The 22,756-nt window shown below is 72.9% G+C and carries 27 protein-coding genes and 3 pseudogenes; 17 read left to right on the plus strand and 13 right to left on the minus strand.

What is annotated here, in order from left to right; all coding sequences use genetic code 11:
* Nucleotides 1-58: 58 nt before the first annotated feature.
* The 3 genes from ACH4RC_RS31565 to ACH4RC_RS31575 form a co-directional block, all read right to left on the minus strand.
* Entirely contained in the window at nt 59-907 is an 849-nt protein-coding gene (locus ACH4RC_RS31565) for a carbohydrate ABC transporter permease (RefSeq protein ID WP_398206966.1), read from the minus strand.
* Nucleotides 904-1,803, minus strand: coding sequence for a carbohydrate ABC transporter permease (locus ACH4RC_RS31570; RefSeq protein ID WP_398206968.1), 900 nt, complete (start codon nt 1,801-1,803; stop codon nt 904-906). Before ACH4RC_RS31570 ends, ACH4RC_RS31565 begins: the two co-directional genes overlap by 4 nt.
* A gap of 68 nt (nt 1,804-1,871) precedes the next feature.
* On the minus strand, nt 1,872-3,200 hold the full coding sequence (locus ACH4RC_RS31575) for an extracellular solute-binding protein (protein ID WP_398206969.1): 1,329 nt from the start codon (nt 3,198-3,200) through the stop codon (nt 1,872-1,874).
* 186 nt (nt 3,201-3,386) lie between these two features.
* On the opposite strand from ACH4RC_RS31575, the gene ACH4RC_RS31580 reads away from it, so the two are divergent.
* Nucleotides 3,387-4,415 carry a LacI family DNA-binding transcriptional regulator gene (locus ACH4RC_RS31580; RefSeq protein ID WP_398206971.1) on the plus strand — a complete coding sequence of 343 codons (1,029 nt, stop codon included), beginning with the start codon at nt 3,387-3,389 and terminating at the stop codon, nt 4,413-4,415.
* Here ACH4RC_RS31580 and ACH4RC_RS31585 read toward each other — a convergent pair.
* Both ACH4RC_RS31585 and ACH4RC_RS31590 read right to left on the minus strand, forming a co-directional pair.
* Complete coding sequence (locus ACH4RC_RS31585; protein WP_398206973.1) at nt 4,412-5,257, minus strand: prephenate dehydratase; 846 nt, start codon at nt 5,255-5,257, stop codon at nt 4,412-4,414. The genes ACH4RC_RS31580 and ACH4RC_RS31585 overlap by 4 nt on opposite strands.
* A gap of 329 nt (nt 5,258-5,586) precedes the next feature.
* Nucleotides 5,587-6,015 carry a VOC family protein gene (locus tag ACH4RC_RS31590; protein WP_398206975.1) on the minus strand — a complete coding sequence of 143 codons (429 nt, stop codon included), beginning with the start codon at nt 6,013-6,015 and terminating at the stop codon, nt 5,587-5,589.
* Nucleotides 6,016-6,283: 268 nt separating this feature from the next.
* Between ACH4RC_RS31590 and ACH4RC_RS31595 the strand changes: the two genes are divergently transcribed.
* Entirely contained in the window at nt 6,284-6,733 is a 450-nt protein-coding gene (locus ACH4RC_RS31595) for a hypothetical protein (RefSeq protein ID WP_398206977.1), read from the plus strand.
* Nucleotides 6,734-6,782: 49 nt separating this feature from the next.
* On the opposite strand, the gene ACH4RC_RS31600 is transcribed toward ACH4RC_RS31595, so the two are convergent.
* The 3 genes from ACH4RC_RS31600 to ACH4RC_RS31610 are packed head-to-tail and all read right to left on the minus strand — an operon-like array spanning nt 6,783 to nt 9,227.
* Nucleotides 6,783-7,682, minus strand: coding sequence for a sucrase ferredoxin (locus tag ACH4RC_RS31600; RefSeq protein ID WP_398206978.1), 900 nt, complete (start codon nt 7,680-7,682; stop codon nt 6,783-6,785).
* A gap of 10 nt (nt 7,683-7,692) precedes the next feature.
* Nucleotides 7,693-8,898, minus strand: coding sequence for a cupin domain-containing protein (locus tag ACH4RC_RS31605; protein ID WP_398206980.1), 1,206 nt, complete (start codon nt 8,896-8,898; stop codon nt 7,693-7,695).
* A gap of 11 nt (nt 8,899-8,909) precedes the next feature.
* Entirely contained in the window at nt 8,910-9,227 is a 318-nt protein-coding gene (locus ACH4RC_RS31610) for a hypothetical protein (protein WP_398206982.1), read from the minus strand.
* A 158-nt stretch (nt 9,228-9,385) separates the two neighbouring features.
* Between ACH4RC_RS31610 and ACH4RC_RS31615 the strand changes: the two genes are divergently transcribed.
* Entirely contained in the window at nt 9,386-9,895 is a 510-nt protein-coding gene (locus ACH4RC_RS31615; protein WP_398206984.1) for a 2'-5' RNA ligase family protein, read from the plus strand.
* Between the two features lie 68 nt (nt 9,896-9,963).
* Nucleotides 9,964-11,032: pseudogene (locus ACH4RC_RS31620) on the plus strand (ABC transporter substrate-binding protein).
* A 253-nt stretch (nt 11,033-11,285) separates the two neighbouring features.
* On the opposite strand, the gene ACH4RC_RS31625 reads toward ACH4RC_RS31620, so the two are convergent.
* Complete coding sequence (locus tag ACH4RC_RS31625; protein ID WP_398206985.1) at nt 11,286-11,459, minus strand: CsbD family protein; 174 nt, start codon at nt 11,457-11,459, stop codon at nt 11,286-11,288.
* Nucleotides 11,460-11,721: 262 nt separating this feature from the next.
* On the opposite strand from ACH4RC_RS31625, the gene ACH4RC_RS31630 reads away from it, so the two are divergent.
* Nucleotides 11,722-11,892 carry a hydrophobic protein gene (locus ACH4RC_RS31630; protein WP_398205674.1) on the plus strand — a complete coding sequence of 57 codons (171 nt, stop codon included), beginning with the start codon at nt 11,722-11,724 and terminating at the stop codon, nt 11,890-11,892.
* 145 nt (nt 11,893-12,037) lie between these two features.
* Entirely contained in the window at nt 12,038-12,409 is a 372-nt protein-coding gene (locus tag ACH4RC_RS31635; protein WP_398206986.1) for an STAS domain-containing protein, read from the plus strand.
* A 32-nt stretch (nt 12,410-12,441) separates the two neighbouring features.
* On the opposite strand, the gene ACH4RC_RS31640 is transcribed toward ACH4RC_RS31635, so the two are convergent.
* Entirely contained in the window at nt 12,442-12,702 is a 261-nt protein-coding gene (locus ACH4RC_RS31640) for a hypothetical protein (RefSeq protein ID WP_398206988.1), read from the minus strand.
* 479 nt (nt 12,703-13,181) lie between these two features.
* On the opposite strand from ACH4RC_RS31640, the gene ACH4RC_RS31645 reads away from it, so the two are divergent.
* Genes ACH4RC_RS31645 through ACH4RC_RS31660 form a run of 4 tightly spaced genes read left to right on the plus strand, consistent with a single transcriptional unit; the run spans nt 13,182 to nt 16,250 of the window.
* On the plus strand, nt 13,182-13,367 hold the full coding sequence (locus tag ACH4RC_RS31645; RefSeq protein WP_398206990.1) for a hypothetical protein: 186 nt from the start codon (nt 13,182-13,184) through the stop codon (nt 13,365-13,367).
* Nucleotides 13,364-14,161, plus strand: coding sequence for a hypothetical protein (locus ACH4RC_RS31650; RefSeq protein WP_398206991.1), 798 nt, complete (start codon nt 13,364-13,366; stop codon nt 14,159-14,161). Before ACH4RC_RS31645 ends, ACH4RC_RS31650 begins: the two co-directional genes overlap by 4 nt.
* Complete coding sequence (locus ACH4RC_RS31655) at nt 14,158-15,087, plus strand: DUF6895 family protein (protein WP_398206993.1); 930 nt, start codon at nt 14,158-14,160, stop codon at nt 15,085-15,087. The genes ACH4RC_RS31650 and ACH4RC_RS31655 overlap by 4 nt, the downstream gene beginning before the upstream one ends.
* Before the next feature lie 17 nt (nt 15,088-15,104).
* Nucleotides 15,105-16,250, plus strand: a complete 1,146-nt coding sequence (locus tag ACH4RC_RS31660; RefSeq protein WP_398206994.1) for a serine hydrolase domain-containing protein — start codon at nt 15,105-15,107, stop codon at nt 16,248-16,250.
* A gap of 7 nt (nt 16,251-16,257) precedes the next feature.
* Here the strand turns inward: ACH4RC_RS31660 and ACH4RC_RS31665 are convergent, their stop codons facing one another.
* Nucleotides 16,258-16,836: a TetR/AcrR family transcriptional regulator gene (locus ACH4RC_RS31665; protein ID WP_398206996.1), complete on the minus strand. Its 579-nt coding sequence runs from the start codon at nt 16,834-16,836 to the stop codon at nt 16,258-16,260.
* 79 nt (nt 16,837-16,915) lie between these two features.
* Between ACH4RC_RS31665 and ACH4RC_RS31670 the strand changes: the two genes are divergently transcribed.
* The 5 genes from ACH4RC_RS31670 to ACH4RC_RS31690 all read left to right on the plus strand — a co-directional run bounded on the left by ACH4RC_RS31670 (nt 16,916) and on the right by ACH4RC_RS31690 (nt 20,613).
* Nucleotides 16,916-17,809, plus strand: coding sequence for an NADP-dependent oxidoreductase (locus ACH4RC_RS31670; RefSeq protein ID WP_398206998.1), 894 nt, complete (start codon nt 16,916-16,918; stop codon nt 17,807-17,809).
* A gap of 80 nt (nt 17,810-17,889) precedes the next feature.
* The gene (locus tag ACH4RC_RS31675) at nt 17,890-18,651 is read left to right on the plus strand and encodes a HEAT repeat domain-containing protein (protein WP_398206999.1); all 762 of its coding nucleotides are present in this window, start codon (nt 17,890-17,892) and stop codon (nt 18,649-18,651) included.
* A 4-nt stretch (nt 18,652-18,655) separates the two neighbouring features.
* The gene (locus ACH4RC_RS31680; RefSeq protein WP_398207001.1) at nt 18,656-19,699 is read left to right on the plus strand and encodes a MerR family transcriptional regulator; all 1,044 of its coding nucleotides are present in this window, start codon (nt 18,656-18,658) and stop codon (nt 19,697-19,699) included.
* 187 nt (nt 19,700-19,886) lie between these two features.
* On the plus strand, nt 19,887-20,069 hold the full coding sequence (locus ACH4RC_RS31685; RefSeq protein ID WP_398207002.1) for a hypothetical protein: 183 nt from the start codon (nt 19,887-19,889) through the stop codon (nt 20,067-20,069).
* Nucleotides 20,070-20,190: 121 nt separating this feature from the next.
* The gene (locus tag ACH4RC_RS31690; protein WP_398207004.1) at nt 20,191-20,613 is read left to right on the plus strand and encodes a PPOX class F420-dependent oxidoreductase; all 423 of its coding nucleotides are present in this window, start codon (nt 20,191-20,193) and stop codon (nt 20,611-20,613) included.
* Nucleotides 20,614-20,638: 25 nt separating this feature from the next.
* On the opposite strand, the pseudogene ACH4RC_RS31695 reads toward ACH4RC_RS31690, so the two are convergent.
* Nucleotides 20,639-20,854 (minus strand): annotated as a pseudogene (locus ACH4RC_RS31695) (hypothetical protein); the annotation flags it as partial.
* Between the two features lie 5 nt (nt 20,855-20,859).
* Nucleotides 20,860-21,288, minus strand: a pseudogene (locus ACH4RC_RS31700) (AAA family ATPase); the annotation flags it as partial.
* Between the two features lie 77 nt (nt 21,289-21,365).
* Between ACH4RC_RS31700 and ACH4RC_RS31705 the strand changes: the two are divergent.
* Together ACH4RC_RS31705 and ACH4RC_RS31710 are read left to right on the plus strand one after the other, a co-directional pair.
* Nucleotides 21,366-21,854 carry a Pycsar system effector family protein gene (locus tag ACH4RC_RS31705; protein ID WP_398207006.1) on the plus strand — a complete coding sequence of 163 codons (489 nt, stop codon included), beginning with the start codon at nt 21,366-21,368 and terminating at the stop codon, nt 21,852-21,854.
* 54 nt (nt 21,855-21,908) lie between these two features.
* Nucleotides 21,909-22,706, plus strand: coding sequence for an acyl-CoA thioesterase domain-containing protein (locus ACH4RC_RS31710; RefSeq protein ID WP_398207008.1), 798 nt, complete (start codon nt 21,909-21,911; stop codon nt 22,704-22,706).
* The last annotated feature ends 50 nt before the right edge of the window (nt 22,707-22,756 follow it).

The following is a 22,756-nucleotide window of genomic DNA, read 5'->3' on the forward strand; positions in this document are numbered from 1 at the left end:
GGCCTTTCGGAGGCGTGCGAGCTTTCACAGCGTGCGAGAAGAAGCAGGGGGGCGGGCGTCAGCCCTTCACCGCTCCCGTGGTCATGCCGGACACGATCGACCGGCGGAAGATCAGCACCAGGACCGCGATGGGCACGGTGGCGACCATCGCCCCGGCGAAGATCACCCCGTACGGCACCTGGTACTGGCTGGTGAACAGGGCGATGCCGACGGGGACCGTGCGCCGGTCGTCGGCGCCGTTGAAGGTGAGGGCGAGCAGGAACTCGGACCAGGTGGCGGTGAAGGAGAAGACCCCGGCGGTGAACAGGCCAGGACGGGCCAGCGGCAGGATGACGGCCAGCGCGGTGCGCAGCGGCCCCGCGCCGTCGACGGTCGCGGCCTCCTCCAGCTCGCGCGGGATGCCGCTGAGGTAGTTGCGGAGAATCCAGATCGCGAAGGGCAGGTTCAGCGCCACGTACGGGATGACGAGGCCGGGGTAGCTGTTGAGCAGCCCCGCCTGACGCTCCATCAGGAACAGCGGGACGAGCATGGCGATCGGCGGGAACACCGACAGCATGAGCAGCACCGTCATGATGGTGCCGCGACCGCGCAGGGGCAGCCGGGCGAGCGCGTACCCGGCGAGGAAGGCCAGGGACAGGATCAGGACGGTCGACGCGGAGGCCACGACGACACTGTTCAGGAAGTAGCGGCCGATCCCGTTGCGGTCGAAGGCGATGTCGTAGTTGCCGAGCGTGGGGTCGTCGGGTACGAGCGTGGGCGGCGTCGCGCTGATCTCGCCCGGTCCCTTGAGCGACGCGGAGACCATCCAGAGCAGCGGCAGCGTCGTGCAGACGACGATGAGGAGCCCGCCGAGGTTGACGAGGTTGACGTACCTGCGGACACCGGTGCGTGGCGTGCGGCGGCTCATGCCTGGCCTCCTTCGTCGACCTGGGTGCGGAAGACGCGCAGCGACAGCAGGCAGCAGCCCATGACGATGGCGGCGGTGAGGACGGCGACCGCGGCGCCGCCGCCGAAGTCGAGGTTCTGGAAGAGGATCCGGTAGCCGAGGATCGCCACCGACTGGGTTGCCGTGCCGGGCCCGCCCTGGGTGAGGACGAACGGCAGGTCGAAGATGCCGAACGCCTGGAGGATGCGGAAGAGGACCGCGATGGCGACGATGGGCCGCAGCTGCGGCAGCGTCACCTTCCAGAAGGTCGTCCAGGTGCTCGCGCCGTCGATCTCGGCGGCCTCGTAGACGTCGCCCGGAATCAGCATGAGGCCCGCCAGGACGACGATCGCGACGAACGGCGTCGTCTTCCACACGTCGACGGCCACCATCGCCGCCATCGCGGGCACCGGCTCGCCGAGAATGTCCGGCTGACCGCCGAAGAGCTGCCCGCAGAGCCAGCTGACCGCGCCGTACGTGCTGTTGAAGAGGTACGACCACAGCTGCGCGGCCACGACGTTGATCAGCGCCCAGGGCAGCAGGAGCAGCGCGAGGATCCAGCCGCGGGCGGCGCCGAGCCGCTCGAGGACGAGGGCGACGACCGTGCCGAGGACGAGTTCGAGGAAGACCGAGACGACCGTGAAGCCCAGGGTGAAGGCCAGCGCCTGGTACCACTCGGGGCTGGTCAGCAGCGCCTCGTAGTGCGCGAGCGTCGGCGACCCCAGGCGCAGGCCGCCGTAGTCGAGCTTGACCTCGCAGAAGGAGAGGATCAGCGAGAAGAGGACGGGGAAGACCGTCACGGCCCCCACGACCAGGAGCGCGGGCGAGGCGAACAGCCAGCCGGCCCGGCGGCGCGGCGAAGCGCTTGCCCTCTTCACGCGCGGCGGCGGATCGGCTCTCGGTGACGGATCGGGGGCGGGCGGGGTCCTCACCCGCGATGCGGAGTTCACTGAGCCTTCCCTTCCAGCGCCTTGCGCAGCCCCTCGCGCGCGGCACGTACTCCGGCGGCGGGGGAGAGGTCGCCCCCGACCACGCCGTTGACGGGTGTGTAGAGCGCCTTGCTGACCTGCGGGTAGTACGGGGTCTGCACCGGCCGGTCGACGAGGTGGAGGTCGGCGGCGCGCAGCACGGTCGGGTCGTCCGCCGCGCGCGCCTCCTTGCTCCGCAGCGCCGAGGCCAGCGCGGGGACGACGCCCGCCTCCCGGGCGAGGAGGCGCTGCACCTCGTCCCCGGCGCAGAACCGGGCGAACTCCAGCGCGGCGCCCAGCTCCTGCGAACTGGGGTTCACGAAGTTGCTCCAGCCGCCCGCGCAGGAGATCCCGGAGCGGCCGGTGCCCTCGAAGCCGGGGCGCGGCGCGACCCCGACCTTGCCCGCGACACCCGAGACCTTCGGGGTGTTCGCGTTGACCCACGCGTAGGACCAGTTGCGCAGGAACAGTCCGCGGCCGCCGACGAACGCGTCCTGCGCGTCGGACTCCTCGTACGTCGTCACACTGCGCGGCGTCACCCCGCTGGACGTGAACTTCGCCATCAGGGAGAACGCCCGCTCGGCCGCGTCGCCGCCGAGCGCCGCCCTGCCGTGGCCGTCCAGGATCGGCGCGCCCGCGTCGGCGAGGAACTCGGCGACGTTGGCGGTCAGCGCCTCGGTCACCGCGGCCTGCCACAGGAAACCGGCGGAGACGTCCCCGGCGCGCTGCACCGTGCGGGAGGTGTGCAGCAGCTCCTCCCAGCTCCTGGGCACCCGCAGACCGTGCTTGACCAGCAGATCCTTACGGTAGAAGAGGTAGGTGCTGTCCGTGAAGAACGGCACCGCGTACACCTTGCCCTGGTACGTGGAACTGCGCCGCAGCGCCGCCGGATAGGCGTCCCAGAAGCCCTCGGGGAGCAGCGTCTCGACCGGCAGCGCGAGCGAGGAGTGGCCGAACTGTGCGGGCCAGGTCGTGTCGCCGAGGTACACGTCGGGCTGTGGTGAGCCGCCCGCGAGCTGGGTGGCGATGGCGCTGCGGTTGCCGTCGCTGGTGGACAGTGCGTTGATCTTCGTGACGCGGATGCCGGGGTGGCGGCGCTCGAACGCCCGGATGATCAGGTCGGCCACGACGGCGCCGCGCCGCGAGGGGATCTCGGAGACCCACCACGTCAGCCGCGCCCCCGGCCTCGGGGTGGCGGCCGCCTGTGAGAGCAGGTCGTCGAGGTTCTTGCCCCCGCATCCGGACAGCAGACCCGCGGCGACGGCGCTCACGCCGCCCGCCAGCAGGGCTCTGCGTTTCAGGGTCATGGCACGCTCCTCACCTTTGAGTGCCGCCCAATGACAGCGCTAGCACCGTACGAACCTCGTTTTCGCGCTGTCAATGGGGGAGTTACGGTTAGTTCAGGTCGACGGCGTCGATCCGTTGCAAGATTTCATGACAGCGCTGTCACTCGATGATCATTCGCGGCGCGTCCCTGTGTTAGCGTCCCGGGCATGGCCGGTGAGAATGGCGCCACGCTCGCGGATGTCGCTGAGCGGGCCGGAGTGTCCCCCTCGACCGTCTCGCGCACGATGCGCGGCCTGTCGACGGTGTCGCCCGCGACCCGCGCACGGGTCGAACAGGCGGCGCGCGAGCTGTCGTTCTCGATCTCGCGCAGCGCCTCCAGCCTGGTCACGGGGCGCACCGGCCGGGTCGCCGTCCTCGTACCGAACCTGGAGTCCTGGTTCCTCGGCGCCGCGCTGGCCGGCATGGCCCCCGCCCTCGCCGAGGCGGGCATGGACATGCTGGTCTACAGCGTCACCACGCCCGAGGAGCGCACCCACTTCTTCGACCGCCTGCCCGCGCGCCGCAACGCCGACGCGCTGCTCGTCGTCAGCTTCGCGCTCTCCCCGGCGGAGCGGGGGCGCCTCGACGACCTCGGCCTGCCGCTGGTCTTCGTCAGCCAGCACGAGGAGCACCGGGCCAGTGTGTACGTGGACGACGCCGAGGCCGCCCTGCGCGGCACCCGGCACCTGCTCCACCTCGGCCACCGGCGCATCGCCTACCTGGAGCCCGCCGACGCCTCCGGCTTCGCCTGGAGCAGCAGGGCGCGCCTCGACGGCTACCGCACCGCGCTGGCGGAGGCGGGCGTCGAGCACGACGAGGAGCTCGTGCGGCAGGTCGCCGACTGGCAGGGGCCGGTCCTCGACGCCGCGGTGGGGCGGCTGCTGAGCCTTCCGCGACCGCCCACGGCGATCTTCGCCGAGACGGACGACATAGCCTTCCGCCTGCTCACGGTGTTGCGCGGGGCCAACGTCCCGGTGCCCGCCCGGATCTCGGTCCTGGGCTTCGACGACCACGCGATGGCCGGCGCCTGGGACCTGTCCACGATGGCGCAGCCCGTACGCCGACTCGGCCGTGCCGCGGCCGAGTTGGCGCACACGGTCATCCAGGACCCGGACGGCAATCTGGAGCGCCATGTGGTGCTGCCGGTCGAACTCATCCCGCGCGGCAGCACCGGCCCGGCGCCGGAGAGCACCTAGCTCGGGCGCTCGCGCTGACGGTGCGGGTGCGCCGGGTAGACGCCGAGGACGCGCACCTCGGACGAGAAGAAGCGCAGCTCTTGCAGGGCGAGGGCGACGCGCGGCTCGTCCGGGTGGCCCTCGACCTCGACGTAGAAGCAGCTCGGGTTGAGCCCGGCGCCCATCTGATAGCTCTCGATCTTCGTGAGGTTCACCGCGTTGCTGGCGAAGCCGCCCAGCGCCTTGTACAGGGCGCTGGGGATGTTCCGCACGGCGAAGAAGAGGCTCGTCATCGTCGGCCCCGCGTCGAGCGGCGCGAAGGCGGCGTCCCGGGAGAGGACCACGAACCGCGTCGTGTTGTCCGGGTCGTCCTCTACCCCGGCGCGCAGCACGTCGAGCCCGTAGTGCGCGGCCGCGGCGGGTGGGGCGAGCGCCGCGTGGCGCGGGTCGCCCAGCTCGGCCACCTCGCGGGCGGCCCCGGCCGTGTCGTCGCTGACGAGGGTGCGCCAGCCGCCCTCGCGCAGGATCTTGCGGCACTGGCCGAGCGCGTGCACGTGGCTGCGCACGCACTCCACCTGGTCGAGAGCGGTCCCGGGGGCGCCCACCAGGTCGAAGTGGATCGCGAGGAAGTACTCGCCGATGACGAACAGGCCCGACTCCGGCAGGAGGTGGTGCACGTCGGCGACGCGGCCCGCCGCGGAGTTGTCCACCGGGATGACCGCCAGGTCGGCGGCGCCGAGCGTCACGGCGTCAAGCGCCTGCTCGAAGTTCGAGCAGGGCAGCTCGGCGCTGCCGGGGAACAGCGCTTGGGTGGCGGCCGCCGAGTTGGAGCCGAATTCGCCCTGGTAAGCGACGGTCGTCACTGTCAGACACCTCTCAGCCGGGGACCGGCCTCATCGGGTAGTGCTCTGGTGCTACGTGTGTGGTGAAAGGGCCACCGTAGCCCGCGGACGAGGTGGAGCCGTGCCGCTGTCCACCACGAGAGACCGCGGAGGCCGCCGGCCGACCGCGAGATCGGGTGCGGACCGGGGGTGCGATGGTGCGGGATCACCGTCATGCCGACAGCGCTGCACGAGCCGGGGACCGGTCGGCTGGGCGAGATCATGGGCGTGCCGCCGGTTTCCGTGCACTCCCCGAGACGAGGGACCGGTCCGGTACCGGGGCGCGGCGGAGGTCGCGGAGGTCGCGGAGGTCATGGACGGATGTACGGCCGGGTCATGATCTCCATGTTGTGCCCGTCCGGGTCCTCGAAGTACGCGCCGCGACCGCCGAACAAGGTGTTGACCCTGCCGGGTTCGGTGTGCCCGGGGTCGGCGTAGTAGGTGGCCCCGAGCGTCTCCAGGCGGTCGATCATGGGGTCGAAGCGCGCCTCGGCCACGAGGAACGCGTAGTGCTGCGACTGGATCGGCTCGTCCCGCTTCTCGTAGTAGTCGAGCGTCACGCCGTTGCCGAGGTCGACGGGCAGGAACGGGCCGAACGGGGTACCGACCTCGAGCCCGAGGACGGCGGCGATGAACTCCGCCGACAGGTGCCGGTCGCTCGCGTAGACGGCGGTGTGGTTCAACTCGACGGTGAGCGCCGCCCGCTCGGGCGCGTGCGGGTACTGCGGGGTGTGTGACATACGTGTGTGGCTCCGGGTCTCTGGATGTGTCAGGGCGCGGTGCCGCGGGCGGGCACCGGAGAAGGACACGGAGACGACGGCGGGCCTCTCGCCCGCCCCGCGCTCACGCCGGGGCCGGGACCCTCACTCGTGCGTGGCCCAAGGCCGACCCGGCAGTCACGGGGCCGACCCTAGCCGCCCCGCACCCGGCGGAGCAACGTCTCACACCTTCGGTGCGAACTGCCCCGAGCCGCGATAGGGCGAGGCGATCAAGGGGCAGCAGACGCCCATGACCCAGAAACACGATGAGCCCGCCCTCGCACACCAGCGGCCCGAAGGTGTCAGTGACGCGACCGTGGAGGCCCTCGGGTCGGTGTCCAAGGCCCTGGAGACGGTGGAGCAGGCCCGCGGCCACCTCTATGCCTTCCACCAGCTGACCGGCACCGCCGACCTCGAACTGGGGCGCGCCGTCGGCCTCTTGCGCTCCGCGGGACACGAGAAGTGGGCCGAGCGGATCGACCGCGAGCTGGTCGGGCGCAACGTCCTTGAGGGCCGGTGGACCTTCCAGGTCGTCGAGGAGTACGACACCTGCTTCTACACGCCGTACAAGGACACCGAGCGCCAGGTGCGCGACGACCTCGCCCAGGGGCGTACGCACCTGTACGAGTCGGAGATGAAGGAGGCCCGCCGCACGAAGGGACACCCGGACCACACCGCGCGCCCCGACAGCGCGACCTGAGACACCGGGACACCTCCCTCCGGCACCGCGGAGTGGGACAACCTGGGAGTCAGACCCCACGCAAGGACGTGACCTCGTACGTCATCGCCGAACTCGGCGACTTCCCCTGGCAGGTGAGCCGGTGGGGCGGTGTGCGGCGCGAGCGCACCTCGACGTCGTAGACCGCCGCGACAGGCGGCCGGCCGGCCAGGCGGATCCGCCAGAAGTCGTGGTCGCGGACCGTCGATACGACGGCGTACGCGTGCCGGCCCGCCGGACCGGCCCGTCCGAGGACAGCCGCCACCGCCGCCTGCTGGGGCGGGAAGAGATCCGTGTAGCCGCGCAGGTGGGTGGCGTGGACCCGGTCCGCCAGATGCTCCTCGACCGTGGTGACGGCCGAGCCGGCGGTGAGGCCGCCGTAGTAGACGCCGTCCGGCACGACCACGACGTTGGCGGCGAACCGGTCCCCGCCCACATGAGTGCACTCCCAGACCAGATGCGGCCACCGCTCGCTGAGCGCGCGTCCGACCGGGCGCCCGCGCACGGCGCAGCAGACGTCGTGCAGTCCGTGCGCGCAGACGAGGACGACCGGAGGGTGCCCCGGCTCCCCGGGTGCGTCGAGGGCGTCGACGATTGCGGCGAGGTCCTGGTCGCGGCTCCACGCGCCCCACACCTGGCGGTCGGCGCCGTCGGTGCCGTGGCGCAGCACGGCCCAGCGCCGGGGACCGCCGCCGGGCAGGAGACGGCCGTGCCGCCTGATCAGGAGAATGCGGGCGCGCACCTTCCGCGCCGCGCCGAACACGAGCATCTTGATCTCCGGTGCCAGGCCGAGCCCGTCGAAGCCGTTGTGCGGCCAGCCGCCCCGGTACTCGATGAGGACCCACACCGAGCCGTACGGGGCGGTGCCCGCGAGCGTGTCGCCGCGCTCCAGGGCGGCGTCGGCACAGAAGAAGCGCGCGGCAGCGGTCACCGCGGCCCCGTCACCGCTCCGCGGGCATCAGGACGCCCGCGCGCAGGAGTCTTTCGACGAGGGCGAGCCCCAGCCGGCCGGCGGTGTGGACGCCGCCGTCGAGGAGGCGGGCGACGGACGGCAGGTCGGCCTCCGTGAGGTCGAGCCAGCCGACGCGGGTGGACAGGCGTTCACCGTCGAGGCGGGCGTCGAGCGCCGCGCGGAGCCGCACCGGCGAGTCGGGCGCGAGGGCGTCGACGGCCGCGAGCTGGGCCAGCGGCCCCAGCGGCGCGGGCCGCGCCCGACCGCGCCGGGCCCGGTGGAACAACGGCGCGGGATCGGCCCGCGCGAGCGCGGCGGCGAGGCGTTCGCGCACGAACTCCAGCTCATCGTCCGGCCCTGCGGTGCCGAGCGGCAGGGAGGCGCGCATGTGCGGGTCGTCGCGCAGGAGCGCGAGCGCGGCCTCGGCGAGGTGTTCGGCCAGCGCGTGCCGCGTCCAGGTGTGTACCCCGAGCGTCAGATGGACCGAGACGGCGCCCCGCGCCTGGGCGGCGTGCAGCCAGCCCCGCGGCAGGTAGAGGACGTCGCCCGGTTCGAGGACGGTGTCGAGGAACGGCTCGCCCCCCGCGGCCTCGGCCACCGCCGTACGGTGCTCGGTCCAGGGCTGGTCGCGCAGCGGGTCCGGGTGGACCGGCTCGTGGATCGTCCACCGCTTGGACCCGGCGATCTGGACGACGAACACGTCATGGACGTCGTAGTGCGCGTCGAAGCCGCGGTTCTGCGGGGGCGTGACATAGGCGTTGGCCTGCACCGGATGGCCCAGTTCGGTGCCGAGCCGGGAGCTGAGGTCCGCGACCGGCTGCCAGGTGCGGTGCAGCGCCTGGAGGACGAGGGTCGCCCCGTCGGCGAAGTGGCGCCACAGCGCCGTGTCGTCGAGCTGGTCCCCGACCGTCGCGCCGGCACCGCCCGGAGAGGTGAACGACGCCTCGGGCAGCGTGGCGCCGTCCTTGGCGACGCGCAGGAACGGCGTACGCAGTCCGCGCCGTGAGATCAGCTCGTCGACGGCGGACGCGGAGAACAGGTCGGAGAAGTCGCCTGCGGCGCGGTGGAGCAGGGGCACGCGTCCCCACACGTCGCGGGCGAACTCCTCCCGGTCCAGACCGGTCAGACGCGTTTCGAGGATGCCGGCGCCCGTGGTGGCGCCGGCATCCCGGAGTGCGATGGGGGGCGTGCTCAAATGGAGCCGCCCTACTTGTCGGCGCTGCCGTCGGCGCCACCGTCGTGGACGCCCGGGGTGCCCGACGCGCCGCCGTCCGCGGGGCCCTCGGCTCCACCGTCGGCTCCGCCGTCGTGGACGCCGGGCGTACCGGCCGCGCCGCCGTCCGCGGGGCCTTCCGCTCCGCCGTCGGCGCCGCCGTCGTGGACGCCGGGGGTGCCCGACGCGCCGCCGTCCGCGGGGCCCTCGGCTCCGCCGTCGGCGCCGCCGTCGTGGACGCCGGGCGTACCGGCCGCGCCGCCGTCCGCGGGGCCCTCGTTCGGGTTCGGGTCCTGCTCGGGGTTGCTCATGGTTCCTCCTGGAGAACGAACGGCTGGGAGCGAGCGGGCGGCACCTGTTCCGCACCCCCTCGGTGCTTAACAAACTCGCTCACCCGGTCCGCACCGGCAACCGGAGACGATCGGGCATGGCATGCTGCCGAACGAGCGGGAACGAGAAGGAGGGGCGCATGGCGGACCAGGGGACGACGGCGGTCCTGGCCCTGGTGCCGGACGCCCGGCCACTCCTGGAGCTGGCCGCGGAGGTGGATCCGCGAGCGGTACGGCCGGGGATCCCCGCCCACGCCGCGCTGCTCTACCCGTGGCTGCCCGCCGACCGCGTCGGCGCACCGGAGCTCGACCGGCTGCGGGCCGTGCTCCCGCCCGGCCCGGTCCCGGCCCGCCTGACCACGGTCGAGCGGACCGGCGGCTTCGTCGGCGTCCCGGTGCCCGGGCTACGAGGTGCGGCGAGGGCCGTGCGGACCGCGTTCCCGGCGCAGCTCCCGTACGGGGGCCGGTTCGGCGCCGACCCGCCCGTGCACGTCACCGTGGCCCTGGACACGGAGCCGGACACCGCCGCGGAGATCGCCCGCCGGGCCGGTGCCCGGCTGCCCCTCACCATCGAGATCCCCGCCCTGCACGTCGTCGCGCTCACGCCCGACGGCTGGCGGACGGTGGCGGAACTTCCGCTGACGCCCTGACGCGTGCACTGCGCTCACGTTCTGAAACCCGGTGGCGCCCGGCGCGAAGATCGGGGAGGCTCCCGGCCATGGCAGCCATACGGATCGGGGCCCTGGCACCGCTCAGCCACCCCGGCTGGACCGAGGCGGGCGCGCACTTGCTGGCAGGTCTCGAACTGGGCGTGCGCGAGGTCAACGACGGCGGCGGAATCGACGGCCGCCCGCTCGAACTGGTCGTCAGGGACACCGCCGCCGACCCCGGGAAGGCCGTGGCGGCGATCGACGAACTGGCCGCCTCGGGCGTGGCCGCCGTCGCGGGGGAGTACCACAGCGTCGTCGCCCGCTCCGCTGCCACCAGGGCCGACGAGCTCGGACTGCCGTTCCTGTGCTCGTCGGCGGTGCTCGACACGCTCACCGGCCGGCCGACGCCGTGGGTCGCGCGGCTGTGCCCGCCGCAGTCCCGCGGCTGGCGGCTCTACGCCGACTTCCTGCGCGGCGCGGGCCACACCCGTATCGCCGTCGCGGCGCAGCCGAGCGTCTACTGGGCCGCGGGGACCGCCATCCTGCGCGACCGGCTCGCGCCGCACGGCGCCACCGTCATCGACCTCGACATGCGCACGCTCGCTCCGGCGGCGGTCGGCGACGCGCTCGTCGCCCACGGCGCGACCGCCCTGCTCCTGCTCGTCGGCCACCCCGGACCGGCGGTCGATCGTCCGGTCCGTCCGCCGCGACCCGCGCCTGGCCGGCCTCATGATCGGAGCCCCCGCCGGGCAGCCGGAGTTCGCCGGGTGGGCGACCGCGCTGGGCGAGGACGGCGCCGCGATCCCGTTCCTGCGCTATCTGCCCGAGCACCTCAGCCCCCTGGGCACACGCGTCGCCGCGACACTCCGCCGCCACCGCACGGACCTGCCGTCCTTCGTCACCTTCGAGGGCTACGACGCGGCCACGGTCCTGGCCGAGGTGATGCGCTCGCACGGTACGGAGCGGGCGCGGATCGCCGAGGCCTGGCCGCGTGTGTCGGTCGAGGGCACCCGGGGGCGGATCGCGTTCGCCCGTACGCAGGGCGGCGATGTGTGGCAATGGAACGGGGCGCCGATCCAGATCGTGGACCGCGATCCGGCGGAGCCGGGCCGTTTCCGGGTACTGCGAGCCGCCTGATCCGGCGCGTCGGATGTGGCGGGGCGGGCGGTCCCCCGACCACCGAACAGGGAGCGCCCGCCCGGGCCACGGGCAGACCCGCGGACGGGGGGCGTGACACGAGCCTGCGCAGCGGCCGAGTGCCCCGGGCCCGCACACACAAACGCCCCCGACGCCCCGCCGGTCACACCCGCACACGTGTGAGGGGGCGGCTTCCTTGCGTGGAAGCCGCCCCCTCACCCGGTCGGGGTCGTGCCGTCAGGCCCTCGGGCCGTCAGCGCTTGCCGATGTCCTTGGTCTTCTCCTTGGCCTGGCGGGCGTCGCCCTTCATCTGCTGGGCGCGGCCTTCGGCGGTGAGGCGCTCGTTGCCCACGGCCCGCCCCGCGGCGGCCTTCGCGGCGCCCGTGGCCTGCTCGGTCTTCGCCTTGGCCTTCTCGTTGGCGGTCATGTCCGCTCACGCTCCCTTGGCATCGACATCATGTGCTGGACATCCGCCTGGCCGGTAAACGGGCCGATAAACATGTGTGCCGCGAGCCATGTCATCCGCATGTCGTCGTCCCCACGTCCCCACGTCGTTCCGATGTCGTCCTCACGTCGTCCAGGAGCAGATCGAAACGCCGTCGCGTGCCCTGCAACTCGTGAAAGAAACGCTGGTTTTGTGTGTTTGTAGGGGAGGGCTAAGAGCAAACGATGGCCAGGAGGTAATAACAATGGTTCCCCTGCTTCTGGTTCTTCTTCTGGCTCTGATCCTCTTCGGCGCGGGCTTCGCCCTGAAGGCGCTGTGGTGGATCGCGATCATCGTGCTCGTGGTGTGGCTGCTCGGCTTCGTGGTCCGGCCGGCGGCGAGCGGCGGCCGCAAGGGCCGCTGGTACCGGTGGTGACCCGCGGCTGAACGCCCGGACGTTCCGTGGACCGGCGCGACGCCACGGGCGGTGGTGAGTGCGCGCCGAGGGGTGGGCCCGGCCCGGGACGGCCGGGCCCACCCGCTTTTGTTCGCGGGGCCGAGTGTGTGCGAGGGTGCTCCACATGACGTCCGGCAGCGGGAAAGTACGCTTTGACCAGCAAGAACGTGTGGCAGTTGTCACCGTCAGCGGAGAGATGGACCTGCATGACCTGACCGAGGTCGTCGACGGTTTCGCGCAGGCACTCTCCGACGCCGCGACGGACGCGACCCTGATCGACCTCTCGCGCGTGACCTTCGCCGACAGCGTCTTCCTCAACCAGCTCCTGGTCACCTACACCGGCCACGGTGTGAAGGGGCGCCCGCTGACCCTGTGCGGACCGCTGCACCCCTCTCTCGTGCGGCTGCTCGAACTCACCGGCACGGACACGGTCCTCCCGCTCGCGACGGACCGCCAGGACGCCCTGCTGCGCCTGCGCATGACCGACCCGTCCTGAGACGGGCCGGAACGGGACCGGTCCGCTCCGGGCTACGCCACCGAGGTCCAGTCCGCAGGGCGGGCCGTGTCGGCGTCGCGGTCGCGTCGCAGGTGCCGCTTCTCGTTGACCCGGGCCAGGGCCCACAGGGCGGCGGACGCCGGGAGCGCGGCCCAGAGGACGTAGAGGGCGGTGCGGTACCGGTCGGCGTCGAGCCAAGCGACGGTCGCCGCGCCGGCCATGGCGAGCGCGAGATGCGCGCACAGCAGGCGGCCGAGATTTCGGGCGAGAGCGGTGGCGGTGTGCGTGGTCACCGGGTGAACTCCTGGCGGGTGCCGACCCCACGGGGGGCCGGTGCGGGTGGTGCGGGGCAGGAGTGGGGGGAGATGGTGCGGCCGAGCTCGGGGGGCGCCGTGGGCGCGTGGTGAGAGTGCCCACGCGGCGGCCGATGATGTCCGCGATTTGTGGTCGTTCACCGAAAGTGTCGTTAGAGGGCAAATTGCCACTAAAGATCGTTCAGGTCGTGACATACCGACCTGCGCGACCGGTCCGGATCTGGCGTGAAACGTGACCCCGCCGATCAAAGTCTGTCCGGGTGGCCGGAGTCCGTTCACTCGTTTGGCCTAATGCCGTCGCTCCGGCCGACCGGTGCCGATCCCGGGCTCCGCCGTTCGGCGGCGCCGACCACCCCGTATCGCCACGGCAATTCAGGTTGCCGCATGGACATTTCGGGTGTTTTGGTGAGGTGGTTGGGGCACTGCCACAGTGCTGATGTCGACGCAGAGGAGCAGCGATGATGCTCACTCTTCAGTCCACGAGCCTCGTGCTCGACAAAGAAGTCGTCGAAGGGTTGATGGTTCCATCGGAAGCGCCGGTGAGTGACGCTCCCGTTCCCGGACCGGAGGACGGTGGCACGGGGGCTCTCCTGCTCGGCCTCCTGCTCTCCCCCAAGGAGCCGAAGGAGCCGAAAGGCCGGTGATCAGCGAACGCTCACGCATCGCCCACAACGGGTCGGCTGAGCGATTGGCTCGTCGTGTGCTCGACGCCCTGGAGGACGTCGGGCACACGACGCCTGCCGCGGCCCACCTCGAGTCCGCCGTGTCACTCCCGCCGCACGAGCAGAGCGTGGCCGTGGCCGCGGTGCGCATGCTGGGCGCCGACGTCCTGGCTCCGCACGCCCTGACCGGCAGCGCCCCGCCGCCGGAGGAGGGCGCGGCCGTCGCGCTGGCTCTCGACGCCCTGCCCCCGGCGCGGCCCGCCCCTGCCGCACCGCCCGACGGGGACGGACAGCCGTGGACGATGGCGTGGATCGACTGGTCCGTCGTCACCGTTCTGGCCCGTCTCGACCCCGCGACGGCCACCCCGGCCGCGCCCGTTCCGCAAGTGCCCCCGCAGTGCGACCCCGGCCCCGAGCGACGGCGCCCGCCGACCGCCACCGCGGGCGGACCGGCATACGAAGGCTGGGTGCCCTGGTCGGTACGGATGAGCCAGCTGTCCTCCCTCGCCCTGCCCGGCCTGGACGGGCCGGTGCACGAAGCCGCGCGGTCCGGGCTGACGGGGCTGGCGCGCGGTGCCACCCGCGCCGTCCTGCGCCGCGACTTCCCCACGGCGGCGCGTATCACCCGCTGGCTGGCCTGGGCGCACGCCGAACGCCTCCCCCTGCCGCTCGACCCGGCGCCGCTGACCGAGCACATCGCCCTGCTCGGCGGGGGCGGACGCCTCGCTCTGGAAATCGCCATCGCCCGACGACTGCTCGGCCTGGGGCCCGCATGAGCCACCCGTCCACCGAACTCGCCCACGACGTCGGCTCGCGGGCGCTGCGCTGGTTGCACGCCAACCGCGAGTACGGCACCCTGTCCGACATCCCGGACGCCGATCTGAGCGCCGACCGCGGCGCCTACAAGGCGCTCGGCGAGACCGCCCTCGCGGCCTCCCTCGTCCTGCGCAGCGGCGCCGCGGGAACGACCGAACTCGCCCTCGCGCGCGAACTGCTGACGCACTGCTGGGAGCAGACGGTCAACGGATCGCTCCTGTACGAGCGGCTGCTGCGCAACCCGTTGAAGACCGACCCGCTGGAGACGTACGCCCACTTCACCCGCGGCGGCTTCCGCCACGCGGAACTGGACGAACTCCTCGCTCACACCGTCACACTCGCCTCCACACACGCCGCGGAACATGTGCCGAACCGGCGGCTCGGTGTCGCCAACGCCGTCCGCGTCACCGGCCTGGACCACGGCTCCGGCACACCCCGCTGGGACGCGCTCACCCGCGCCACCTGGCTCGGCAGCACACCTGAGCCCTGGCACATCGACTGGCTGACCGCCTACGCCGTCACGCACACCGTCTACCACCTCACGGACTGGGGACGGCTGCCCACCGGGCTGCCCGCCGACCTCTCCGGCTATCTGCGCGACTGGCTCCCGGCGTGGACCGACGTCTGGGCGGAGGCCGGGCACTGGGACCTCATGGCCGAGCTGATGATCGTCGAGATGTGCCGGACCGACCCCCAGGTGGACCCCGAGGACTGGCGGCGCCTCGCCGAGGTCCAGCACGAGGACGGCATGGTGCCACGCGACAACCAGCCCGTCGGCGACGACCCGGCCCAACGCTTCGAGGACCACCAGCACCCCACCATCGTCGCCGTCATCGCAGGCAACCTGGCCCTGGCCCGCGCCCTGGAGAACCCCGGGCCCGCGTGAGGGAGCCCCCCCGACCGATGAACAGCCAGCAGCCGACACCCCGCACCCCGGACACGGCGCTGTGGCCCGGCGCCGCGCGGTACCTCCCCGCGCTCCTGTCCGCGGCCCCGGCGGCCAGCGCGGTCGCGGTGGGGCTGCATCACGACGGTCGCCGCACCGCCATCGCCCAGGGAACCACGGCGCACCACGACGGCCGGCAGGCGGACGCGTCGACCCGGTTCGAGATCGGCTCCGTCACCAAGACGTTCACCGCCCTGCTCCTGGCCGAACAGGCCGCGCGCGGCGAACTCCACCTCCACGACCCCCTCCTCGGCCACCTGCCGCCCGGCACCCGCCCTCCGCCCGGCGGGTCCGGGATCCGCCTGCTCCACCTCGCCACCCACACCTCCGGCCTGCCCCGCCTGCCCCCGGGCCTGCTGCGTACGGCGCTTCCGCACCTCCTCACCAACCCCTACGACGGGTGCACCGCTGCCGACATCCTGGACGCCCTCTCCCGCACGCGGCTGCGGTCCCGCCCCGGCACCCGTACGCACTACTCGAACTTCGGCGTCGGCCTCCTGGGCCACGCCCTGTCCGGGGCGGCAGGTTTGGCAGTTGGGACAGATGGGTCAGGTGAGTCAGGTGCACAGGACTACGCGTCCCTCCTGGCCACGCGCGTCCTGGGCCCGCTGGGCCTGCACGACACCGACTGCGTGGCCGCGCCGCCGGACGACGGTGACGACGTCACCGGCTACTGGCACGGGCGTCCGAGGCCGCCGTTCCGCATCCCCGGTATGCCGGCGGCCGGAGCCGTCCGCTCCAGCGCGCGCGACCTGCTGACCTTCACCGAAGCGCTGCTCGATCCCGACCGTTTCGCACGGGCGACGGTACGGGCGACGGTCCTGCCGCACTCCCTGCGTACAGCCCTGCACGACACGACCCGGCCCCGGATCGCCCTCCGGCGCGGCGCCCAGCAGATCGCGCTGGTCTGGAACATCCGCCCGCGCGGCGACGGCTCCCGCGTCCACCACCATTCGGGCGGCACCCGGGGCTGCACCGCCTTCGCGGGCTTCGACACGCGACGACGCGCCGCCGTGGTCGCGCTGGCCAACTGCGCCCCCGGCAGCGGCAACCACCTCATCCAGCAGGCCTACGACACGCTGCTCGAGCTCGGCGACGGCTGAGCGCGCGTCACCGCGGCCGGGCGACCTCCCAGGCCGCCTCGATCATGCGGAAGACCTCGTCCACCGCCGCTTCCGGCTCGTCCGCCCCGCGGCCCAGCGCATACGCGTCGAGCACGAACCGCGCGATCGTCCGGCAGGCCGTCGTCGGCTCCGGCAGGGAGAGTCCGGCGGCGATGGCCGTCGCCAGCGCGTCCGCGTGGCGCAGCCGCATGGACTCCTCGTACGTGCGCAGGGCGGGCGACGCGTCGATCATGCGCCAGATCGGGGCGGCGCCCTCCGCCGAGCAGTGGCGGACCATCGCGTGGATCTCGCGGCGCAGTGCGGGCAGGAACGGTTCCCGCGGCCCCCGGTCGGTGACCGCGCGCGTGAGGCGTTCCTTGAAGTCGTCGTCCCGCTCGAAGACCAGCGCCTCTTTCGAGGCGAAGTGGGAGAAGAGCGTGGTCACGGCCACGTCGGCCTCGGCGGCCACGTCACGGATGCCCACAGCGTCGTATCCGCGTTCGAGAAAGAGCCGCAGGGCCGCGTCGGCGATCTTCTGGCGGGTCGCGGCCTTCTTGCGCTCGCGACGTCCGGTCGGCACGGTCATGCGCCCACGCTATCAGCGCCACCGACTACAAAAACGTAACGACTCCAAAACCCTAACGGTTAGTGCTACGGTCGGCGGCATGAAGAAAGTGAGCTTCGCCGAGTTCGGCGGTCCGGACGTCCTTCGCCTCATCGACGCCGAGGAGCCCCGCCCGGGACCCGGCCAGATACGTATCGCCGTAAGGGCGGCAGGTGTGAACCCCGTCGACTGGAGGATCCGCGAAGGGCAGGTCCTGGGAGCGCATCCGACCGAGCTGCCCGCGGGGGTGGGCATCGACGCCGCCGGGGTGGTGGACGAGGTGGGTGAAGGTGTCGAGGGTGTCGAGATCGGTGACCACGTGTTCGGCGAAGGGGCGGACACGTATGCCGAGTTCGCCGTCCTCGGCGCCTGGGCCCGGATGCCCGAGGGCCTGACGTTCGAGGAGGCGGCCGGGTATCCGTCCGTGGTGGAGACGGCGTTGCGGATCATCCGCGAGGTCGGCGTGGAGCCGGGGGAGACGCTGCTGGTCAGCGGCGCGGCCGGGGGCGTCGGCTCGGCGGTGCTGCAGATCGCCCGCGACCGCTCCATCAAGGTGATCGGCACCGCCGGCGCCGCGAACCAGGACTACCTCCGCGGCCTCGGCGCCCTCGCCACGACCTACGGCGACGGCTGGGCCGACCGCGTGCGCCGACTCGGCGCCGTCGACGCCGCCCTGGACCTGTCCGGCTCGGGCGTCATCGCCGAACTTGTCGAACTCACCGGAGACCCGCGCAAGGTCGTCACCATCGCGGATCTCGGCGCGCCCGAGTTCGGCGTCCGCTTCTCCGGCGTGGCCGGGAGCGTGCCGGACGCGCTCGCCGAGGCCGCGGCCCTCATCGCACGCGGGCGACTGCACATCCCGGTCGAGAGGGCGTACACACTCGGCGAGGCCGCGGCGGCACACGTGGACAGCAAGGCCGGTCACACGCGCGGGCGACGCGTCATCGTCGTCTGAGTCCGACGCAGCCCGCATCGGCAGCCGTTTGACCTTGACACAGTGACAAGGTCTTCACTGCGGCCGAGGAGGTGGTCTCGATGACGATCACAGGTCAAGGGCAGAGCCGGCCGCAGGAGCGGGAGCGGGAGCGGGAGCAGGAGCAAGGGCGAGAGCAGGGGCAGGGGCAGGAGCCGGGATCGGGTGAGGGGCAGTCGCAGCTGTTGCGGGGGCTGGAGGACGACCGTTCCTCGGTGCGGCTGCGGGCCGCCATGGCGGTCGGCACGGAGCCGCACCCGCGCTTCGTCGCCCCGCTCGTCGAGCGGAGCGCCGTCGAGCCGGAGTTCTTCGTCCGCGACATGCTGACCTGGGCGCTCACCCGCCACCCGGTCTCCTCGACCCTCCCCGAACTGGTCCGCGAGGTCCGCTCGGAGCGTGCGCAGGCGCGCAGCCAGGCGCTGCACACCCTCTCCAAGATCGGCGACCGGCGGGCCTGGCCCGTGATCACGAAGGCGCTGCTGACCGACCCCGAGGCCGAGGTGGCCCGCAGCGCCTGGCGGACCGCGGTCGTGCTCGTACCGGAGGGGGAGGAGGCCGCGCTGGCCACGGTGCTCGCGACGCAGCTCGGGCGCGGGGAGCAGGAGACGCAGCTGAGTCTCAGCCGGGCGCTCGTCGCGCTCGGCGACGCCGCCGAGCCCGCGCTGCGCGCCGCGACAACGGGCACGGACGAGCGCGTGCACGCGCACGCGCTCGCCACTCAACGGCTGCTGCGCGACCCGGACATCGGATTCGGCTTCGCGATCGAGGAGGCGAAGCGCGTCGTCGCCCTCGGCGGGCCGACCGCGGCGCAGGAGGGACGATAGGGGCGTGTTGATCGGTGAGGTGGCGCGACGGTCCGGGGTGAGCGCCCGCATGCTGCGGCACTACGAGTCGCTCGGCCTGGTGGGACCGTCGGGGCGGACCGGCTCCGGCTACCGGGAGTACTCCGGGGACGACGTCCGGCGGATCTTCCACATCGAGAGCCTGCGCTCGCTCGGCCTGTCGCTGCGCGAGATCGGACGCGCCCTCGACGACCCCGGCTTCACCCCCTCGGCGCTCGTCGGCGACCTCGTCCGGCAGGCCCGTGCACGCATCGCCGCCGAGACGGAGTTGCTGGCGCGGCTGCGACGCATCGAGGCGGCGGACCCCGCGGGCTGGGAGGACGTCCTCCAGGTCGTCCCGCTGCTCCAGGCGCTGGGGTCGAAGAGCGCGGACACGCGCCAGCGGGCCGCGCTCTCCTCGGGCGACGAGGTGCCGGTACCGGTGGAAGCGCTGGTCGAGGCGGCGCTCGGCGAGGCGGACCCGGTCGTGGCCGGCGCCCTGCGGTGGGCGCTGGCGCGCGCGGGCGACGAGGGACCCGCCCTCCTCGCGGAGGGCCTCGGTTCGCCGGTGGCCGCCGTGCGGGAACGGGCCGCCCAGTCCCTCGCCAAGCTGCCGGGCGACGTGGCGGCCGAGGAGCTGCGGCGGGCGCTCGGCCACCCGGACGGTGTGGTCCGCGGGCACGCGGCGCTCGCGCTCGGCGCCCGCGGTGCGACCGGGGCGGTCCCCACGCTCGTCGACATGATCGTGGAGGGGCGGAACGACACCGACGCGGCCGACGTGTTGAGCGTGCTGGCGGGCGATGCCGCGACGGCGGACCGGATCGCGGCCGGGCTCGTCGGCCGCCTCGCGGATCCCGGTACGGACGCACCCGCGCGCGGACGCCTCACGCAGGCGCTCGCCGGAATCCCGGGCCCGACGACCTCGCACGCGCTCGTGGAGCTGTCGCGCGACGAGGACCGTGCCGTCGCGGTGACGGCCACGTATCTGCTGCGGCTACGCGGCGAGGGCGGTCAAGGCGGCGAGGGCGGCCAAGGCGGCGAGGGGCGTTGAGCCGTTCGGCCGCCGCCGAATGCCCCGCCCGTTCCTCCGCTCTCCGTTCCTCCGCACGTGCGCGCTGCGCGTATCGGCCGACGGGAGCACACGGACGAGTGGCATCGGCCCGTGCCCGTGTGAGCCGTGGACGGACCGGTTAAAGCTTCGATGGATCTTCTCCACCCTCGAAGCAAAGGACTGCCACATGCGCTTGCGTACAGCTGTCACCGCCACGGTTCTGGCCGCCATCGCCGTCCTCGGCGGCTCGGGCCTCGCCGCCGCCGACGGATTCGGCGACGGCCCCGGCGACGGGTTCAACGACAACGGCCAGAGCATCAGCAACAGCACCCCGGCCGTTATCCAGTTCGGTGACCTCGTCTCGGACTGACCAGCACAGCAGGCTCCGAACCCCCTGGCGCCGCGCCTCCGCCCCCGGGCGCTGTCGTGGGCGCCGGGGGGTCCGCGGTGTCGTCTGTAGTGTCGGGGGAAACCCGAAGTGAGGAACACGTATGTCGAAGCCGCCCCTGCCGCCCGAGGCCGTGGAGATGCTGCGCCGCCCCAACCCCGCCGTCATGGCCACCCTGCGCTCCGACGGCACACCCGTCTCCACCCCCACCTGGTACCTGTGGGAGGACGGTCGCGTCGTCATCAGCCTTGACGAGGGCCGGGTCCGCCTGAAGCACATCCAGCGGGACCCGCGCGTCACCCTCACCGTCCTCGACGGTGACGACTGGTACACCCACGTCACACTCATCGGCCGGGTCGTCGAGACCCGCGACGACGAGGGCCTGGCCGACATCGACCGCATCTCCACCCACTACACCGGCAACGCCTACCCCGACCAGGTCCGCCGCCGCGTCACCGCCGTCATCGAGATCGACCGCTGGCACGGCTGGGGCGCCCACCGGGACAGCGACCAGGCCAGCACCTGACCGCGGGCCCCGCGCGGGCCTCGGCTCAGATCACGCGGAAGAGGTCGGCCGTCGCGTGGACGTCCGTGAGATCCTCGACGGAGCGCAGGTTGTCGCACAGGGCGTCCAGGACCGAGTCGGTCGCGGCGACGCGCGGGGCGCCCACGGCGACGCCGAACACCCGGAAGCCGAGCCGGTGCTTGGACTCCTTCCAGCCGCGCATCCACTCCTCGGTGACGCCGCAGTCGTCGTCGGTGATCATCGGAACCGCAGCGCGGCCAGGTCGATGGTGGTCCGGGCGGACGCCGACGGGCGGCCGACGGCGGAGCGGACGACCGCGGATCGGCTCGCCGCCGCTCTCGGGGTGGTAGATCCGCTCGTTGAGATAGCCGAGGGTCTCGTTCAGCGCCGCCGTGGAGCACTTGAATATCTCGTCGATGAACGCGATGTGCGCGGTCGTGGCGCGGCCGTCGTAGATCTGCCGGTACTCGCCCCGCGCCGGCGCGGCGACGTCGACCGGCCCGAACATCCGCGTCGGCGCGGTGAACCTGGACAGCAGGATCTCCCAGTACGACGCCCCCTCGACGCGGCTCGTGAGCTCCCGGGCGGCCCGAGCACCAAGGCGTGCTGCCCGGCGAGCAACGCCACCACCAGCGTCCGCACCACATCGTCCCGCTCGTAGAACCGCCCCGCCAACCCCCGCACACGTTGCGATGTTCTCAGGAACCCGGCGGTCGCCTCCCCGCGTCTTGTCGTCCGGGACGGGAGACCACATGACACAGGGAATGACACAGGGACCGGGGAACAGTACCGACCGCACGTCGAAGAACCTGGACGAGGCGCTGGCCACGCTCATGAGCGAGCTGAACCGGGCGGACGCCAAAGCCAACACCGTGCTGGCGCTGACCAGCCTCGGTCTGGCCTTCCTGGCCACACGCGGCGGTTACGCGGACCAGCCCGCCGCGGTCCTGGCCGTAGGCGCTTCAGGGGCCGCCTGTCTGGTCGTCGCGACCGTGCTGCTGCTGATCACCGTGCGCCCCGCGCAGGTCGACAAAGGTGATCTGGAGGACTGGACGCGGTGGGCCACACTGGAACCCGCCGCGCTCGTCGAACACATGCGGTTGGATGTGCGGGCGAAGAGGATCGCGGCTCTGGCCCGTCTGCTGAAGGCGAAGTTCCGGCGGCTCCAGCACGGGGTGAGCTTCATCCTGGCCGGCCTCGTCCTGCTGATCGCGGCCGCGGTCCTCTCGCTGTGCCTGTGAACGACCGGAGCACCAGAGCCCAGAGCACCGGAGCACGACAGAAAGGGACCCCGCGTGGCCCAGACCGAGGATGACGCCGCCTACTTCACCCTCGACGGGGGCGTGTTCGTGCCCGGGGAGCAGGCGCGGGGGTGGTGGGCGCCCGGGACCGTGCACGGGCGGTTGCTGGCAGGGCTTGCCGCGCGGGTGCTCGAGCGGGAGCACGGGGCCGAGGGGATGCACTTCGCCCGGCTCACCGTCGACCTGTTCCGCAGCGCACCCCTGGCCCCCGTCCGCGTACGGACCGTACGGGTGCGGGACGGGCGGCGCATACGGGTCGCCGACGCCGTCGTGCTCGGCGTCGACGGGCAGGGGGACGGTGAGCCGCTGGCCCGGGTCGGCGCGGTCCTGCTGCGCACGAGCGCGCCGCCGCCGGGGCACGTCCCCGCTACCGCGCCGTGGGACGCCCCGCCGCCCGACGCGCTGCCCGCCACCCACACCGCGCGCACGTTCTGGCGGTTCGACGAGGACCTGCAGCCGGTCCGCGAGTGGCGCGGCGACCAGCGGCGCCGGGCCTGGCTGCGCGAGGCGCGGCCGCTCGTGGCCGGGGAGTCCGTCTCCCCGCTCGTACGTGTCACGCTCGCCGCCGACGCGGCCAGCCCGATGGCCCACGCGAGCGACGAGGGGCTGCGCTACATCAACGCCGACTACACCCTGACCCTCAGCCGCCTCCCGCTCAGCGACGAGATCGGCCTGGAGGCGACCGCCCACACGGCCGAGGACGGTATCGCCGTCGGCCACTGCACCCTGTACGACGTGGCGGGCCCGGTCGGCTACTGCGTCACCACCGCGGTCGCCAACGACGCCCGGTGAGGGGCGGTCGCAGCGGTACAGTGCGGGGCACCACGCGAGGACGGGGGAGT

This window comes from Streptomyces sp. NPDC016845, assembly GCF_044332585.1.
GTDB lineage: Bacteria > Actinomycetota > Actinomycetes > Streptomycetales > Streptomycetaceae > Streptomyces.